The 17,547-nt window shown below is 61.9% G+C and carries 10 protein-coding genes; 4 read left to right on the forward strand and 6 right to left on the reverse strand.

The window, feature by feature from the left end:
* The first annotated feature begins 8 nt into the window (after positions 1–8).
* From AC1Q5P_RS18660 to AC1Q5P_RS18675, 4 genes are all read left to right on the forward strand, one after another.
* Positions 9–2,888: a DUF8426 domain-containing protein gene (locus tag AC1Q5P_RS18660; RefSeq protein WP_489009358.1), complete on the forward strand. Its 2,880-nt coding sequence runs from the start codon at positions 9–11 to the stop codon at positions 2,886–2,888.
* A 179-nt stretch (positions 2,889–3,067) separates the two neighbouring features.
* Positions 3,068–4,192: an McrC family protein gene (locus AC1Q5P_RS18665; protein WP_489009359.1), complete on the forward strand. Its 1,125-nt coding sequence runs from the start codon at positions 3,068–3,070 to the stop codon at positions 4,190–4,192.
* Between the two features lie 18 nt (positions 4,193–4,210).
* Entirely contained in the window at positions 4,211–7,609 is a 3,399-nt protein-coding gene (locus AC1Q5P_RS18670) for a TM0106 family RecB-like putative nuclease (protein WP_489009360.1), read from the forward strand.
* 121 nt (positions 7,610–7,730) lie between these two features.
* Positions 7,731–7,937 carry a hypothetical protein gene (locus tag AC1Q5P_RS18675; RefSeq protein ID WP_421884912.1) on the forward strand — a complete coding sequence of 69 codons (207 nt, stop codon included), beginning with the start codon at positions 7,731–7,733 and terminating at the stop codon, positions 7,935–7,937.
* 3 nt (positions 7,938–7,940) lie between these two features.
* Here AC1Q5P_RS18675 and AC1Q5P_RS18680 read toward each other — a convergent pair whose 3' ends face one another.
* From AC1Q5P_RS18680 to ltrA, 6 genes are read right to left on the reverse strand one after another with little or no spacing between them, the layout of a single operon-like run.
* Entirely contained in the window at positions 7,941–10,643 is a 2,703-nt protein-coding gene (locus AC1Q5P_RS18680) for a conjugal transfer protein TraG N-terminal domain-containing protein (RefSeq protein WP_489009361.1), read from the reverse strand.
* A 13-nt stretch (positions 10,644–10,656) separates the two neighbouring features.
* Positions 10,657–12,093 carry a conjugal transfer protein TraH gene (locus AC1Q5P_RS18685; protein WP_489009362.1) on the reverse strand — a complete coding sequence of 479 codons (1,437 nt, stop codon included), beginning with the start codon at positions 12,091–12,093 and terminating at the stop codon, positions 10,657–10,659.
* The gene (locus AC1Q5P_RS18690) at positions 12,083–12,871 is read right to left on the reverse strand and encodes a conjugal transfer protein TraF (RefSeq protein ID WP_489009363.1); all 789 of its coding nucleotides are present in this window, start codon (positions 12,869–12,871) and stop codon (positions 12,083–12,085) included. The genes AC1Q5P_RS18685 and AC1Q5P_RS18690 overlap by 11 nt, the downstream gene beginning before the upstream one ends.
* Positions 12,872–12,903: 32 nt before the next feature.
* The gene (locus tag AC1Q5P_RS18695) at positions 12,904–14,649 is read right to left on the reverse strand and encodes a conjugal transfer protein TraN (protein ID WP_489009364.1); all 1,746 of its coding nucleotides are present in this window, start codon (positions 14,647–14,649) and stop codon (positions 12,904–12,906) included.
* Entirely contained in the window at positions 14,646–15,401 is a 756-nt protein-coding gene (trbC, locus tag AC1Q5P_RS18700; RefSeq protein ID WP_129405215.1) for a type-F conjugative transfer system pilin assembly protein TrbC, read from the reverse strand. The genes AC1Q5P_RS18695 and trbC overlap by 4 nt, the downstream gene beginning before the upstream one ends.
* Positions 15,398–16,867, reverse strand: a complete 1,470-nt coding sequence (ltrA, locus tag AC1Q5P_RS18705; RefSeq protein WP_492519752.1) for a group II intron reverse transcriptase/maturase — start codon at positions 16,865–16,867, stop codon at positions 15,398–15,400. The genes trbC and ltrA overlap by 4 nt, the downstream gene beginning before the upstream one ends.
* Positions 16,868–17,547: the final 680 nt, after the last annotated feature.

Raw genomic sequence — 17,547 nt, forward strand, 5'->3', positions numbered from 1 at the left:
AAGCACTAATGCAAGAAGCTGAATTTCGAAAGTGGATGGTGGATCAGGGTCATTCCTTGTCTACGCAGAACACCCAGGCGCAAGACGCGAAGCGTCTTGAGGCGCACTATGGCGATCTCGACGAAGCCTATGACGCCGATGGCCTCGAAGGCATCAAGGCCCAACTTACCTATTCGAAGGCCGATGAGCGTGCCGGCCGGGAAAACCCGGCTCGCTTTCCGATTGATGGCAATCTCTATGCGAACCTCTCGCACTATCGCTCGACGCTGAATTACTACATCCAGTTCCGGTCAGGGACTACCGGCGAAGGGTTTGACAGTGTCGATGCCGAGAAGCGCATCGCTCTCTTTGATGATTCCAGAACAGTTCACTGGCCCATTCGCCAAACCAACCGGCAGTCGGGGGTCAAAGCCTTCCGGATCATGGGCGCTTCGAACAAGACCGAAGATGCCATTGAAACCGACGATGTCCTGGCGGTGGCTCGGGCGCTGTTCAAGGAGCAGCGTCTGGTCCGGGTGCTGCGATCCAACAATGGTCGTCGGCCCTATCTAGGATACGGCAAACAGAAGCTGACCTCTTATGAGATCGCCCCTGAGATCGCCAAGGCTCTCGGCATTCCTGCAAAAGGGTCAATCCATGGTAACGAGCTGATTATTGATGCCGCCGTGCTTGCGGACCTCAAGGCTCGCTTCCTGCGGACCTATCCCGATTTTGAACCGGAAGGATTCGCCGGCTCGACCTCGCAGGTCTTCAGCGATGTCATCAACTACAAGCGCGAGGCCGTCGCTAAGGTTGCCGCGCTCATGCAGTCCGAGCCACCGCTGGCACCCGAGGCGCTGGGCGGTGCCTTGTTCGACATCCTGACGGGCATCGATCTTCCTGGTTGGCGGACCAACAACCGTCTGGCTGCCATTCGCCAGCAGCATCCGAATGTTCTTGAAGAGGCAGCGGCCCACCTGGCTCGCTCGAGCGATGACCCGCCGGAGGCGGCCAAGCAGATGGTCGATGCGATCTGGCCCGTCCTCCTGGAAGGACAGGAGAATAGCAAGCCCTACTCGGAAAGCCGCAATATCCCGTCAATGTTCTTGGCTCTGGTTCGACCGGGCGAGGCTTTGGGCATCAACACCGACCCGCTCTCGAAAGCCTACAAGGCTTTGGTTCACAAGCCGCTGTTTGGCTGGAGCCCGCTCTCAGCCGAAGAATACGCCGAAGTGCTCCGCTTCGCGCACAAGCTTTACGAGGAAATGGTCGGCTGGGGATGGCAGCCCCGAGACCTGTGGGACGTCCAGAGCTTCCTCTGGGTCGTGAGCCAGGAAGAACAAGCTGCCGATGAAACGCCAGAAATTTTAGAAATGAGACCGTCCATGCCGACTGCAACCAATCTCATCCTTTACGGGCCTCCGGGAACGGGAAAGACCTATGCAACGGCGGCCGAGGCTGTCGAAATTTGTAATGGCCCAGGATCGGCGCAGCTTGGCCGCAAGGAGCTGATGGATGTCTATCAGTCCCTGCATCGCAAGGGGCGCATTGGCTTTGTCACGTTCCACCAGTCCTTCTCGTACGAAGAATTCGTCGAAGGACTGAGACCTGTCACGGGCGAGGAGAGCGACGATGGCCCGGCCAGCGGAGGGTTCAGCCTGAAGCCGCACGATGGCATCTTCAAGCAGATTGCCAACCTTGCTTCTGAAAACCGCGGCCATGCGGTGGACGCCGAGAAGCTACTGCTCGATCGAAGCCAGAAGATCTTCAAGATGTCGCTCGGACGAAGCTGGGCGGCTGAAGATGACGCGATCTTCCAGGATGCAATCCGCGATGGGTACATTGTCCTGGGATATGGCGGCGACGTCGATTGGTCCGATCCCCGCTTCGACAAGTGGGAGGCAATCAAGGAACGGTGGCGCGAGGATCACCCCGAGGCGACCGGTAACGATCCCAACATGTCCCAGATGTATGCCTTCAGAATCAATATGGAAGTCGGCTCTCTGGTCGTCGTGTCTGACGGCAACCGGAAGTTCCGGGCAATTGGCGAGGTCACCGGGGGCTATCGTTTCGTGCCCGGTCCCAACGGTGAGTACAATCATCGCCGTTCGGTCAATTGGCTGTGGCACTCTGATGAAAGCCTCCCGCGCGAACGCATCTACGGAAAGACCTTCAGCCAGGTCTCAGTCTACCAGCTGAACAACCGCTACATCGACTGGGATGCGCTGGAGCAGATCGTGACCTCGGGTGGGGATGCGGTCGCTACGACGGGTGTGCCCGAGCCCTATGTGCTCATCATCGACGAGATCAACCGTGCGAATATTTCCAAGGTTTTCGGTGAACTCATCACCTTGCTGGAACCGGACAAGCGGATCGGGGAGGAAAACGAGCTTCGCGTGAAATTGCCCTACTCGGGTGAGATTTTCGGAGTTCCGTCGAACCTCCACATTATCGGCACGATGAATACGGCGGATCGCTCCATCGCCTTGCTGGATACCGCTCTACGCCGACGCTTCACATTCCGCGAGCTCATGCCGGATACCGAGGCCCTGCCTGAAAATGTCGATGGCATTGCGCTCAGAAATCTCCTTGCCTCTCTTAACGAGCGCATCGAGTACCTGTTCGACCGCGAACACCAGATCGGGCACGCCTATTTCATGGGGTGTGCGACTCGGTCGGACGTCGATGAGTGCATGCGGCACAAGGTTATCCCGCTCCTCGCCGAGTATTTCTATGAGGACTGGTCCAAAGTCGCTGCCGTGCTTGGCGACACGACCGGTGAGCGTTTCTTGGAACGGCGGGAGTTGAGGGCCCCCAACGGCCTCGACTCCGATGGCGATGCTCCAGCTCGTTGGCGCTGGCAGGTCCGGCAGCCGTTTGCAGATGATGCCTACAAGGGCTTTGCGTGATCCGGCGATCACTCCTCGAATGGCAATCGCTCGCTCATGGCGAGGGTGAGGAATGCATCCCCGCATGGGCAGCAGACAGGCTTGTCGCCGTTGCGCGTCGATCCCCCCTAGCCGGCAAGAATGGCAAGGGAATCTTGGAGCATGGCCGGCATGCTCTTGGAGCTCGTCAGGTGGTGGGCGTGATTGTCGCTGATGGGTGTGCGCTGGAAATCCTGCCCAAGATCGATGCCAAGCCTTCAGAGAGCGATCCTGACAATCGCGCCTACTTGCGGGATCGCCTGGTGCATATGCTGGCCGTCGCGCTCGATCTGGAGATCGACAGCGGCACCATGACTTCGCTTGGGTCTCAACGCGACACCTTGCTCGAAGTCCTGATCGGGCTGTTTTCCCGCAAGCTTGCCGACGCCCTGCGTCAGGGCATGCCGCGTCGCTACATGGCCTGCGAGGATGAATTGCCCGCGCTTCGCGGGCGACTTGATGTGGTGCGGCAGTTTACGCGTCTCGCCGCCTCGCCCCAGCGTCTCGCCTGCCGTTTCGATGAACTGTCGCCTGACACGCCGCTCAATCAGATCATGAAAGCCGCTGTCTCCCGGTTGCTGCGCGTTTCGAACAATGCGGACAACCAGCGCAGGCTGGCCGAGCTGGGCTTCGCCTATGCCGACATTGCCGATGTTCCGGTAAGCGGATTGCGCTGGGACGACGTGCATCTTGATCGGACCAACGCGCGCTGGAAGGAGCTGATCACGTTAGCTCGGCTTCTCCTGGGCGACCGGTTCCAGACGAGTTCGATGGGCCGGCAGGACGGCTTCTCGCTTCTTTTTGAGATGAACACGCTGTTCGAGGAGTATGTGGGGCGCCTGCTCAAGCGTGCGCTCTCGGGCACAGGATTTAGCGTCAGCCTTCAAGGCGGACGTCTCTTTTGCCTCGAGAATGAGACCGATGGCCGCCAGGTGTTTCAGACCAGGCCCGATATTCTGGTGAAGCGTGGCAATGAGGTCGTGCAGATCATCGATACCAAGTGGAAGCGGATTTCCTCCCGGATCGATGATCCTAAGCAGGGGGTATCCCAAGCCGACGTCTATCAGATGATGGCCTATGGGCAGATCTACCAATGCAACAGCCTCAGCCTGCTTTACCCGCATCACTTCGCGCTCGCTGACAGCCCTGGCACTTTGGCGTCGCACCGGATCGGCGCGGATCAGGCCCGGCTCCGCACGATGAGCGTCGAACTCGGCTCCCGGCAAGCCGTCATCCAACAATTGCGGCAGCTCACGCTCGAGCTTGCCGAAGCTGAAGCGTGCTGAGTTTACGGGGGCTTTAACGTGCAAATTCAAAATGGAACGCCGCGCCTTAGTGCTACCGATCTGGTGGGATATCTGAACTGCCGGCATTTGACCCAATTGGAGCATGCGGCAGCGCGCGGTGAACTTTCGCGCCCGAAATTCTTCGATCCAGCGCTCGAGGCGCTCTGGGAGCGCGGCAAGCAGCATGAGCTGGCCTATGTGGACCATTTGCGCGCCCAAGGCCTTTCATGCGTTGTGATTGAAGGTGTGGACATCAGCGACGAGGCCGTCGCCCAGACCATCGCCGCCATGCGGGCGGGCGTAGACGTGATCGTCCAGGGCGCGCTTCGAGGCGGATCCTGGGCTGGCCGCGCCGACATTCTGCAGCGCGTTGATACGCCAAGCGACCTCGGCAACTGGTCCTATGAAGCCGCCGACACCAAGCTCGCCCGGGAAACGAAAGGCGGCACCGTCCTCCAGCTGTGCCTCTACTCCGAGCTCATCGGGGGAGTGCAAGGGACAATCCCGGTCTTTGCCAGCGTCATCCCGCCCTGGACCGACTTTGAACCGGAGCGGTATCGGCTCGCCGATTTCGCCGCCTATCATCGTCAGGTGAAGCAAGGATTGCTCGGAGCGATCGGAAGCGAGCAGTCCGGTCAGACCTACCCGGAGCCGACATCAAACTGCGACATCTGCAATTGGAGCGCGCGCTGCGACAAGCAGCGCCGGGATGACGATCACCTGTGCCTCGTCGCGGGCATCTCCTCGATGCAGATTGTCGAGCTCAAGGATCACGGCGTCACCACGGCAACGGCGCTGGCAGAACTGCCGCTGCCCCTGCAATGGAAACCGGAGCGCGGCTCGAAAGAATCCCTGACCCGCGTTCGCGAGCAGGCCAGGATCCAGCTCGAATCCAGAGCCAGCGGCGAACTGCGCTACGAACTTCTGGCGCCGGTGGCAGGTTTCGGTCTCAACTGCCTACCCGAGCCTTGCGAGGGCGATATCTTTCTCGACTTCGAGGGAGATTCCTTCGTCGGCCAGCATGGGCTGGAATATCTCCTGGGCTTCCACTTCCGCGAGCAGGGCGAGCCACAGTACCGCGGGCTCTGGGCGCTAGACCGCACTGGTGAGAAGGCGGCCTTTGAGACATTCATCGATTTCGTGCTCGAGCGGAGGAAGGTCTTCCCGCAGCTCCACGTCTACCACTATGGCGGGTACGAGCCTGGCGCGCTGAAGCGGCTGATGGGGCGATATGGCACGCGCGAAGACGAACTGGATTCGCTGCTGCGTGGTCTCGTGTTCGTCGATTTGCTGAGCGTGGTCCGCCATTCGCTGCGTGCGGGCGTCGAGAGCTATTCCATCAAGAAGCTCGAGCCGCTTTACGGCTATGTTCGCGACGCCAGCCTTCCGGATGCCAACCTGGCGCTTAACCGGCTGCAGGTGAGCCTTGAACTGAACGACGCGGCGGGAATTCTGCCGGAGGATAAGCAGACCGTCGAAGCCTACAACCGCGACGACTGTGTCTCGACCGAGGCCCTGCGTGATTGGCTGGAGGCGGAACGCACCAAGCTCATTGCTCGAGGTATCGAAGTAACGAGGCCGGAACCAGGTGAGAGCGGACCCAGCGAAGGCCTTTCCGAATGGCTCGAGCGAATCACGCCGCTGATTGAGCAGCTGACTGCCGACGTGCCTGTCGATCCGGAAGAGCGCACCGCCGAGCAGCACGCGCGCTGGCTCCTGGCCAATCTTCTCGAGTGGCATCGCCGCGAGGAAAAGGCGACCTGGTGGGAATACTTCCGCCTCAGTGACCTCTCTGCAGAAGAGCTTATCGATGAGCGCGCTGGCCTCGCAGGTCTCACCTTCTTGGAAACGGTCGGCGGCACCGCCAAATGCCCGATCGATCGATACAGCTTCCCGGTGCAGGAAGCCGATATTCGCGCAGGCAAAGGCCTGAGAATGCAGGGCGGCCAGACGCTGGGCACCGTTGAGGATATCTCGAGGGAACAGCGCACCATCGATATCAAGAAGGCCTCGGCGATGGCGGACGAACATCCCGCCGCAGTCTTCGTGCATGAGCATGTGCCGTCCAAACCGATGCAGGAAGCGCTGGTCAGATTGGCAACTCATGTCTGCGAGCATGGCATGGACGAGGGAGAAACCTACCAGGCGGCGCGTGACATGCTGATGCGCGTGGCGCCGCGTATTGCTGACGGCAGCGCCGTGCGGCGCGACGGTGAAAAGCCCCTCGATGCGGGCGTGCGCATCGGCCCGCTCATCTCAGCAGGCGTGCTGCCGATCCAGGGGCCTCCTGGCACTGGCAAGACCCACACGGGTGGGCACATGATTTGCGAGCTCGTCCGCCAGGGTAAGAAGGTGGGGATCGTGGCCAATGGTCACGAAGTAATCCGCAACCTTTTGAACAAAGTCATTGAGGTCGCCGAGGAGACCAACACCGCCCTGATCTGCATCCAAAAGCCGAAGGGCGGGTCCAAGGAAGACGCAACCGATCGGCTGCGGTTCGCGAAGAAGAACAATGCGGAGGTCTTCGCCGCGCTCAACGCGGATTGCAGCGTTGCAGGCGGCACCGCCTGGCTGTGGTCGACCGAGGATGCCTTTGAAAGTCTTGACGTTCTCTTTGTCGACGAGGCGGCACAGATGTCGCTGGCGAATGTGCTTGCCGTTTCGCAGGCGGCAAAAACGCTGGTTCTGCTCGGAGACCCGCAGCAGCTCGACCAGCCCATGCAAGGCAGTCACCCGGATGGCACCGGCTGCTCTGCTCTCGACCACTTGCTTTCGGGCAAGCAAACCATCGCACCCGACGAAGGCCTGTTTCTCGACGTCACCTGGCGGCTGCATCCGGATATCTGTGCGTTCACATCCGAGCTCTTTTACGAGGGCAAGCTGGGAGCCAAGGCGGAAGCGGCCGGGCAGCGGGTAAACGCCAAGGGGATCGCCAATGGCACGGGTCTGAGGTTCCTGCCCGTCGAGCATTCCGGCAATCAGAATTGCTCATCCGAAGAGGCTGACGTTATCGCCGAACTGGTCTCCGACATATTGGCACAGGGTGCGACCTGGATTGATCGCGAGGGGAACGAAAAGCCGCTCGGGATCGCGGACATACTGATCATCGCCCCGTACAATGCGCAGGTGTTCGAGATCCAACGCCGGCTCCCCCAGGCGCGGGTCGGGACGGTGGACAAATTCCAAGGCCAGGAGGCGCCGATTTCGATCTATTCGCTGGCCAGCTCCTCGCATGCCGACGCGCCGCGCGGAATGGAATTTCTGTACAGCCTGAACCGGCTGAACGTTGCGACTTCACGCGCAAAATGCGTCACTATTCTTGTCGGCTCTCCGCAAGTTTTCGAGGCCGAATGCCGCACGCCTCGTCAGATGCAACTCGCGAATGCCTTCTGTCGGTATCTTGAACTCAGTTCATGAAAATGCCGCCGAACATCCGCTTGGCACCCATGATTTTGTGTGCCAGAATCGCTGCATTAAGCCCGGAATTCTGGGATAATGCAGCGATTTCGGAGCAGCCTGCCTGCTGAATAGGTGCCCTATGTTGAAGTCATCAGATGACCCGGTTGCAACCGGGGACTGGAAGGGTCTCAAAGAGATCGACCGGGCCATCGCGGAAAATCGCCTGACTGCGTATACGTGGCAGAAGACCTGGGCCGATCCTTGGGGCCGGGCCAAGATGATCACGGTTTTTGCTCTGCTGGCTGCGTTCTTAATTTACCTCGTCGTTGATGAGCTAATCCTCTAAAATCTACCACTCCTTCACCTCGTCTGCGGCCTCTTCTGAAGCGCCCTTGGCCGCTCGAGTGGTAGCGTCAAGATTGCTCCTGGATTGACCGATCCGGCCTCGGCCTCGCGCCTGCGCCGCCCGGACTTCTTCGCTGATCCCCGACGTGTCGGGAGCCGCACCAAGACTGCCTGATCCAACGCCGCCACTGGGTCCATGCGCGCGGACGCTACCTTGGCTTGTAACGGCAGGGCGGCTGACCGGCGCGAACTCGGGCAGCGTCAATTGCCCCTCAATGTCATCATGCAGCCGGTCGGCATAGGTCTCCACGAACCGCGCCTGGAGCTGCTGGCCCTGTGCGCTCATCTGGAAATTGATGTCGTCGAAGCGGACTGGGCCGTAATAGTCGCGGTTCGCTTCAAGCTCCGCCATGCCCCATTCCCGATAGGCCTGGCTGAGATTAAGCGAACCGGCAGCGTTCGCGCCCTCGTACCAGGAGGCCTGGTTCTCGAGCCGGCTCGCCATTTCTTCGGCGCGGCGTGCTTCGACAGAGTAGGTCTGTGCTTCGGTCAACGAGCGGCTGAGACCCGCAGCGCTGGTCGAGACCTGCGAACTCGAACTCGAGCTCGTTTGGCGGAGGAAGCCTTCACGCGTGTTCGACCAGTTCCGCGTGTCTGAAAGCTGCTGCAACGTCCCGGTAATTCGGTTGCGATCCTCAGACGCAATGCCGACGTCGCTGTCGGTCCAAGACTTGTTTCGCCCCCCACTGGCTTTCGCGCCAAGCTCAACTGGCCCAAGGCTTCCTCCAACGCCAGCGCTAGCCTGGCCATTAAGGAACCACGACACTGTGATGTCGTCGGCGGCCCGGCGCGAAAGGCCGAACTGGCGCTGCAGGGTGGTGGAGGCGTTGTCGACCTCGCTGAATGCCGTGCCAATGCTGTCGTTGCTGCCGGTGCCGCTGACCGTTTCCGAAGAACGCCCCTGGCTGTAGGCATTGCGGATCTCGTTGAACCGGGTGACGGCCGAGCTGGTCGATTGCTGGGCAAGGTTCGAATAGGTTTCGCTCTGCCCTCGGCTCTGGCTTGCCATCGTCGAGAGCCTGCTCGTGAAATCCTGCCCCAACGTTGGCGTGAACGGGTACTGGGAATTCGGCACACTCGCGAATTCCGCCTCACCGAAGCTTGTCGTCTGGGTGCCCACATCGCTGAACCCACGCGTCTGCGGGGCGCCATACGAGATGCTCGGATTGAGCGCCCCTTGGGCAAACTGGCGTGAGAAGACCGTCGAATTGTCGAGATTGCTGTTGCCGAGCGAGACATTGCCGGTGCTCGCCTCGCGCGCCGCTTCCTCGGCCGCATTCTGCGAGGGGTTGAGGTAAGAGGTCGCCTGCCCAGAGATCGCGAGCGCGCCCTTGGCGACGCCGCCCGCCAGGAACGGAACCGACGCGACGAGATAACCGGCCAGAAGCCCAATATCGCGGTTCACGTCGGTCATGCCCGCGAAGGTCGCGAGCGAGAGCCCGGTGCCGCCGCCGGCCGCCGCAACATCGCTCGCCCCCTTGAACATCAGGATCATGTGCAGGATCACGAAGAGCGGGCCCCATGCCGCGAGGTAGAAGAACCCGGTGATGTAGCCGCGCAGCGCTACCGGCCCAGTCTTGGGCATCAGGAACAACGGGAAGATGACCGGGAACATCGCGTAGAAGACGACCGTCAGCACGACATTGAGGATCGGCACCCACTTCATCGCGTTCTCCGCGATCGAGGCATAAGTCCGCTCAGTCTGAATGTCGGCCCGGGTCTGGGCGAAGACGTCGATGCTCGAGGTGCCGCTCGCGCCCGCGAACCCGTGCATGGCCTGGTTCATCGCGTTGATCGTCAGAACTTGCCGAAAGATGTCGCTCGCATTCTTCGAGACCCCCGAGAGATACTGGTAGGCGACCGGCAAGTCCGCGAGCAGCTTGGTCTTGGCGAGTGCCGCGCTCTGGCGCGGGTAAAGCTGCCGTCCGGCGCTGAGCGCCATGGAATCGATCAGCCCCGCCCATTGGCTCGAGAGCGCGGTGTAGGCATCGCGGCAGGTGACGATCGAGGCGGTCACGCTGTCATCAGCTTGGCGGGTCACAAACTTCTGGGCCCGCGCCGCACTGCCGGGCGCGATCGTGGTCCAGACGTCGTCGCTCTCAGCCAACTGCTTCATCGAATAGCGGCCAAGCAGCAGGTCGTAGAACACGCATTGCCGGACATGCTCGTCGAGATTGGCGGCAAATTCGGGATCGGAAATCCGCAGCGAGCGCGTTGCCTCCATCAGCCGCGCGCCATAGATCATGCCGTTCTTTGAGTAGTTGAGATCATCGGGCAGACCAAAGACGAGCTCGGCCGAGCGCGTGAGATAGTCGCCGACCTGGCTTGTGAAGCTCGCCATGAGCGCGAGACCGAGCGGCACGTTGGCGACGTTCGCAGGCGCAAGGCTCGGGTTGACCCGGTCGGTCACATGGACGTCCATGCGCGGCACCATCAGGCACATGTAGATGAGCGTCGCGCCAAGGAACCAGTTGAGCCAGGCCCGCCAGTCCTGGTTGAAGGCAAGCACGATGACTGCCAGTGCCAGCCCCATCACCATGGTGACCTGGATGAGGCTTTTGTAGCCGCCCGCGCCGGTCCAGCTGGCGACGGCATTGAGGACATTGACGATGTACTCGCCGCCGCCGACCGTGAAGATCTCGATCATGACATGTCTCGCCTTAAGGGACGATGGAACGTGACTGGAGGGCGCGCGACCAGTCGAGCGATGCGGCCATTGATGGGGACATCGAGGCAGCCAGCATGTTCTCGATCATCGCCGTCTTCTCGATGATCTGCATGATGGCCGAGACCTTGGCCTGTCCCGTCGCCTGACGCTGCGCGAGGCTCGAGCGGACGTCTGCAACCTGCGAACGCCAGATCGCGAGCTTGGCCTCGTCGGCGGCGATGAAACTCGCCATCGAGCGGCCGGCCTCGGACACGATCCGGTCGAGCACCGCGTAGAGCAGGTCGATGCTGGTGATTTCAGCAAGCGTGTCGCGATCATCGGTCGCCATGCCCCGGCCATAGGCAGCCTGGACCGTCAGGATCTTGTAGAGCGGCACCGAGGCAACCTGGAGCAGCTCCTTCTCGGCATCGCCTATAGCGGTGTCTGAGCGGATCGCGGTCACCATGCTGCCGATCAGCGCAGCTACCCGCGGCCGGATTGCCTTGGCGGAGCTGAGGCTCATGTCCCGGAACGTCGGATTGAGACACTGGTCCGGCTCGTCGCAGGAAAAGACCCGGACGGTCTGGCCTTGCGTCCCATCGAGCAGCGCGGTCACCAGGGTCGAGGATGCATCGCCCGCAAATGGCACGAACTTGCCCGGCTCATCGTCCTTGGGCGGGACGTAGATGACCGTGCCGATCAGCGTCATCGCGTATTCGGCGAGCTCGCGGTCGAAGGATCCGTTGGGCGTGAAGAAGGCCGATTTCTTGAGGACATGCCAGGTGTAGTTGCGCGCTACGGCCGGGTTCACGTCGGCATAGTTTGCGCCTGCCCCGGAGTTGGTCGAGCTGCGCTGACCGCGCGTGCCGCAGCCATGCTTGGCCGCCGCGTAATCGGTGAAAATGCCCTCGCTGTTGCCGATCGCCTCGCAGATCGCCTTGTCGGCCAGATCGCCCTTGGGCCAGATCCCGCCAACCAGCCCCTGCGCCATCTCGCAGGAGTTGATCGACAGATTGTTCATGAGCTGCGCCTTCTGCGCAAACTCCTGCATGATCTTCGAACATTCCGGGCAGACCGTGTCGATCGCCAAGCTGAAGGCAAAGCCCACGGCATTGTTCGCGACCGCCTTCAGCAGCGCGACCATCTCGCTCGCGTTGATAAAGCTGAAGCTTCCAGCGAAGATGTCGATACCGCCGCAACCGGCCCGCGCCTTGGGCAGCTGGAGATTGGCGATGTTGGTCGTCTTTTGCGGGAAGCGCGTCCAGACATTGCCGAGGCTGTAGTAGCCTGCCGATTGGCCCTGGAAGGCGCTTGGACCCGTGACATTCGCCGCGCCGCCCATGTCGTTCATAAAGCGGTCCATGCTGTCGCCGACATTGGCGTGGAGCGGGGTCGCAACGAGGCTCATGGCGGCAAGCGCAAGCGCCGCTTTGCGCAGCTTAGAAATCATGACCAGCTTCCTTTGAGGTCAGGAGAAAGATGCGATCCTGCAATTCATCGGCCGAAAGGACGCCGTAGCCGATCGGGATCGCGCGCCCCGCTTCGCTGTCCCATAGGACCAGCGCCGGGGTGATCTTGGGCTCCAATCCCATGCGCGGGCGCTGCCCGTTCTCGACGGCGTATTGCGGAAAATGGCGCGAGGGACCGCCGTCGGTCGAAATAGCCCGGACTGTCAGGTGCCAGCGATCGGCGACCGCCTTGACGATCGGGCTCATGACTTCGCAGGCGCCGCAGGTCTGGGCAAAGAAGTAGAACAGCCCGTAGCGGTCACCGAGGTGCGCCATGATCGTGTCACGCTCGGCCGCCCGGGCGTCCTGCCATTGCCGCTTGGCCAGTGTGCCAACCGGGCGCTCGAGCGTGTAGTCGAGCTCGGGCTGCTGCCAGATCGCGCGCTGCCAGACGTCGGAAAACAGCGAGGCCCGATCGAGCTGCTCGCGCTGGAAGCGGATATAGGCAGTCACGTTCTGAGGCGTCGGCTCAATGATCGCGCGGGCCTTCAGTTCGCGCAGCTCGGCCGTGACGGCTTCCAGCTGGGCCGTTGCCGACTGCATCTGGGGTGCCGATCCCTGCTCACGCGGTTCAGCCGGCTTGGGCCGTACGCAGTAGAACCAGTAACCGAGGCGCCGCTCACCGCAGTAGAAGGCATCCGCCTCGTCGGTAGTCACGGCCTGCTGCGGCCCATTGTTCTGGGCGAAGAGCGGCAATGTCGGGACGAGCAGCGCAGCCATGAGGGCGCCGGTTACAGAAGTACGAAGCGCGCTCACTGGCTGCTCCTTTCATAATAGTCGCGGATTTTTTGCTGGATCAGTTCGGAGGTCTGCAGCTCGTCGGGGAGGCGCGCAGCGTCAGTGAACTCGGCGTAGACCTCGGAGAAATCCATGCGGGAGAGGTCGAGGCGAGCGAACTCGTCGAGCGTGAAGCCCAGGCACTGCTCTGACTTGGGTTTGGCCCAGGGCTTGGGCAGCTGCGCGCGGCCCTGCTCCTGCAGGATGCGGGTCAGCTTGGATTCAAAGCAGCAGTAGACCTTCTTCTTGGTCAGGCAGACCCCGAGGAAGCTCGACGAGCAATAGGTGCCCACATAGGCGCACAGACCCTGCGCATCGCGCTGATGCAGCAGGATTTCCTCACGCCCGCAGCCGAGCGCGACTAGCAGTTGGATACCGGGGATGAGCGGGAAGCCCTTGCCTTTGCAGCAGTTGAGCACGCCGAAGACCTTGGAAGAGCAGGTCTCGCGTTCGCCCTTGAACAGGGTCATGGTCGCAGGATCGAATTCACGCCGCGCCTGGTCCATCGCGCTCAAGGCGACGACTGCGTCCTTGAATTCGTCGTTGGCTTCGCGCTGGATGGTCTCGCACGAGCCGTCGATGCAGTAGACATCGCCGTCGCAGACATATTGTTGGCCCGACGTCTCACTCGGCGGCACCGGGCACTCGTAGACACGCTCAGCGGTTAAGCAGGGACTGTCGCCCGTCAGGCAATCCTCGCGCACGAAGCGGCAGCTGCCGTTGGCCTCGAGCTCGCTGCAATCATTGCCGGCGATCCTGGCCGAACAGGTGTAATTGCGCTGCCAGGCCCAGCAGGGCTGGGTCACCGACACGCCGTCGACGATCCGGGTGACGGGATCGCTGTCGGTGCAGACCTCGCTGTCGAGCGAGCAATTGCTATCGCCCGCAAGACCCGAGCATTGGCTCTCGTTGCGCTGGGTCGTCACCACGGTTTCGGTGGTCGTGGTGTAAGGCGTCGCACCATCAACCGGCGCGGTACAGCTCACCAGGTCGACATGCAGGTCGCCATAGGAACAGCCCCAGTAAATTCCGAAATAGGGATCGCACAGGTTGATCGGCCAGGACTGCGTGACCGTGCACTGCGGCGCCGGATAATGATTGCAGGCGTAGATGCTGGCGGGATCGACCCCGCTGCCGCCAACGCAATAGTAGCCGTAAATGTCGCGCGGGGTTGCGCTGGCCTCCAGCGTGATTGGACAGGATGCGGACTTCTGCTCGGCCGTATAGCCGGTGTTGCAGGTCGCCATGTACGTGCCGACCGAGCCAGTGCCCGGCGGCAGCGGCACGCAATTGCCCTTCGAGCCGGAGACCGACATGCCGCTGGTGTAGTCGAGCGGGGTCTTGCTGATCTCACCCGAGCGCGCGAGGATGCTCTTGATCTCCTGGGGTGAGAAGCGCGCCCGATTGTTCATCGAATCCTCAATCGCGCGGATGGCAGTGTTGCTGGCAGCTGCACTGCGCGCAGCGCCCTCGATCCGGTCCGGATGGGCGGCCAGATCTTCCAGACTCTGCGTCCCGGCGGGGTTGAAACCAGGCACGCGCGAGGCGTCGGGTGCAGTAGTGGCTGCACTCTTCACCTGGTCGATCACGGCATTGCCGAACGCCTTGCCGTCGGCCTTCGCATCAGCAGTCGTCTGCCTTGATTGTGACTGGGCCGAGACGGACTGAGCGGCGCCCGCGCACAGGAGACCGGCGCAGAGTAGCGTCAGGATCGTTCTCATTGATCGGCTCCTGCTTCGAGGCGGGTCAGATGAAGGCGCGCCAGCGCAGCGCCCGGGCCAGCACCGTCTTTGAAGGTTTCGAGGGCCTGTCCGACAGTCACATTGCCGGTCAGCCGGTCGTGGGGCGGCGGGACGTCCTGGCAATCGAAGCCATCGCAAGGTGAGAAGTCGCTCCCCACCATGACAAAGCTCGGCGCTGCCTCGATGCGAAAGGCGCGGAACAGGCGCGGGTCGATTCCGAGCGCCTGCGGGGCATCTTCGCCTTGCCAGATCTCGGCCAGGAGCGCCTTGAACCGCTTTGAATCGCCAGATGGGAAGCCCCGCAGCACGGTCACGCCGCCGGCGCGGCCCATGTCGCGCACCAAGGCCTTCAAGGCCTCGGGCGGCATCGACAGACTGGCAAAGGCGATGAAGCGCGGGCTTTCGCCAAGCGGCGCTTTTTCCGCCTCGGCGCGCTCGCGAACCATCGCATCGAAATCGAAGACATCCGTGCTCTTCGCCGTGGGCGGCAGGTTGTCCGCGTAGCGCGCGCCAGCTGCCTGCGCCCGATCCTGGGTCTGAAGTGCATCATCGTGCACGGCTTCGGCCCGTTCGCGGACCGTCGCCGCCAGGGCGGCTGCGTCCTCGGCGTGCTCTGCCGAGCGGGCGCGAATAGCGTCGAGGTCGATGCCGTCGGGGGCACTCTGGGCGAGCGCGAGGCCCGCGAGCGGGAGAGCCAGTCCCAGCGGAATGAGAAGGAGTTTCCGGTTCATAGTAGAGTCAGACGTGGGCGCTGTGGGGTGTCTCCACCGCCAGTTTCCCACGCCTGCTCTCCGAACCGGACGTGCACCTTTCGTTGTGCATCCGGCTCTCCAGAAGCCTTGGCGAACTCGGGTTTCTTCATCCATTTGAGATCGAACCTCCGAACAGGCACGTAGCTCATCAAGAACTGCTCCGTGCCGCCTTCGGCCCAGACCGAGTTGCCCGGGTGGGCGATGCTCGGCCTGCGCCACGATGCGATTTTTCTACCGGGGACGCGATGGTGCTTGGCCCGCAGCCACAGCCAGAGCCGTTGGCGCACATGCCAGTCGAGACTGGCGAGGATGCGCTTGGCCCCCACGCAGTAGCGGTAGTAGGCGGACCACCCCCGAAGGTATGGATTGAGTTCCTGAAGCATGGCCGTGAGCGAACGCCGAAGCGTCTGCCGCCGAGCCAGTTGATTTACCCGGATGCGGAAGCCGTTGATTGGCTCGCGCGGGATTTCGATGCGGGCATGAAGCCCGAACCGCTTGTCCCATTTGAGCCGCACGCGGCATCCCAAGAACCGACAGCCCTTGGTCAGCGCTGTGACGCGCGTCTTCTCGGGCGAGAGCGTCAGACCCATCGCGTCGTGCAGGTAGGATGCCAGCGCCTGCTTTTCGGCAAGAGCATCGGCTTCCGTCCCCGACACGAAGATCAGGAAGTCATCGGCATAGCGAACAGGGTAGAAGACCGTTCGACCGGCCTTCCGATCCTTTTCGCGCCTAATCGCCGCCAGCTTGATCCCATCGGATTTCAGCTCCGGGCTTTCGGGGCGGCGCACCCAGTCCCGATACCGCTCCTCGATCACGCTAAGCGCGATGTTGGCCAGCAGCGGTGAGAGCACCCCGCCTTGCGGCGTTCCGGTGTCCGTGGGGCTGTACGTGACATCCTCCAAGACCCCGGCCTTGAGGAACTGCACGATCAACCGGTTGACCTTGAGGTCCGCGACGCCGTGGCGCACGCGTTCCATCAGCGGGTGATGGCCGATGTGGTCGAAGCAGGCCTCAATGTCGCCTTCGATTACCCATTGGTACGGCGCATTGTGTCGATAGCCATCCGCCGCAGGTTTGCCCCGCGATTGGATGGTCACACGGATATGTTCGAGACAGGCCTGACTGCCCCGTCCGGGCCGGAACCCGTATGAGACTGGCCAGAACCGGGCCTCGAAGATCGGCTCCAGTACTTGCTTGACCGCGCACTGCACCACGCGATCCTTGACCGTAGGGATACCGAGGGGTCGGAACTTCCCCGGTTTGCCCGGCTTGGCGATCCACTTCCTTCGTGCAGGAGACGGGCGATAGGCGCCCGAACGAAGCTCCTCGCGGAGCCCCTGAAGGAACTTGTCGACACCAATGCCGGTCGCAATTTTCTCTACGGTCGCCCCGTCGACTCCCGGAGTGCGTCTGCCGCGATTACCGGCAATCGTCCTCCAGGCCATGTGCAAATTGTGGGGATCGGTCACCCAATTCCACAAATCACCATATGGTTCGCCAGGGTTTTCCCGACTCCACTGGTAGAGCTTTCGCTGAACGCCGAGGAGCCAAGCCTGTGGGGCTTGATTACCAGAGTCCACTGGTAGTTCCTCCGTCATGACAGCCCACCGACTTCCTGCCTGCCTTCGCCATGTGGACGGCTTTCCCGTCCTCGGACTACTACGCAGGCTCCGCCCCACCAGCGCCCATCCCCGGTCTCCGCGGATAGCCTGCTCCGAAGCAGGCGGACGATGGTGGTTCCCGTGTTCCGACGATCAACCTTGGACCCGTAGGTGCGACGCTTAACCCCTTGCGGTTCGGGCGTGCGGATAAGAAAGGACGGCCCGCACACGAATGCTTTGCAAGCATTCACCAGTCGCCAGCGTACAAAGCCGACCGGTTCACACCGCGATCTCCCCACCCCGTCAGGCGATTGGAAGTTCAACTGTAAATAAAGAGGCTTCAGACACGTCATTCGCTAATATCTCACCATAAGTCCTGTGGTAGCCCGACCTGCGGCTGACGGGCCGCATCCGGTACATTTCAGGTCTCCTGCTTTGAGGCCGACCGCCGGAACGCGGCAAACCTTGGAGACCCCCTTCCGCCCCGACTCCTTCCGCCGGGTGGGGTGGCATCGCAGCCACCG

The sequence above is a fragment of the Novosphingobium sp. GW835-FHT14H07 genome, from assembly GCF_058793515.1.

Coding starts and splice junctions, on each gene's coding strand:
- ltrA (WP_492519752.1), bottom strand. CDS start 16,867: ATGGCCTGGAGGACGATTGCCGGTAATCGCGGCAGACGCACTCCGGGA.
- AC1Q5P_RS18685 (WP_489009362.1), bottom strand. CDS start 12,093: ATGATTTCTAAGCTGCGCAAAGCGGCGCTTGCGCTTGCCGCCATGAGC.
- AC1Q5P_RS18680 (WP_489009361.1), bottom strand. CDS start 10,643: ATGATCGAGATCTTCACGGTCGGCGGCGGCGAGTACATCGTCAATGTC.
- AC1Q5P_RS18660 (WP_489009358.1), top strand. CDS start 9: ATGCAAGAAGCTGAATTTCGAAAGTGGATGGTGGATCAGGGTCATTCC.
- AC1Q5P_RS18690 (WP_489009363.1), bottom strand. CDS start 12,871: ATGGCTGCGCTGCTCGTCCCGACATTGCCGCTCTTCGCCCAGAACAAT.
- AC1Q5P_RS18695 (WP_489009364.1), bottom strand. CDS start 14,649: ATGAGAACGATCCTGACGCTACTCTGCGCCGGTCTCCTGTGCGCGGGC.
- trbC (WP_129405215.1), bottom strand. CDS start 15,401: ATGAACCGGAAACTCCTTCTCATTCCGCTGGGACTGGCTCTCCCGCTC.
- AC1Q5P_RS18675 (WP_421884912.1), top strand. CDS start 7,731: ATGTTGAAGTCATCAGATGACCCGGTTGCAACCGGGGACTGGAAGGGT.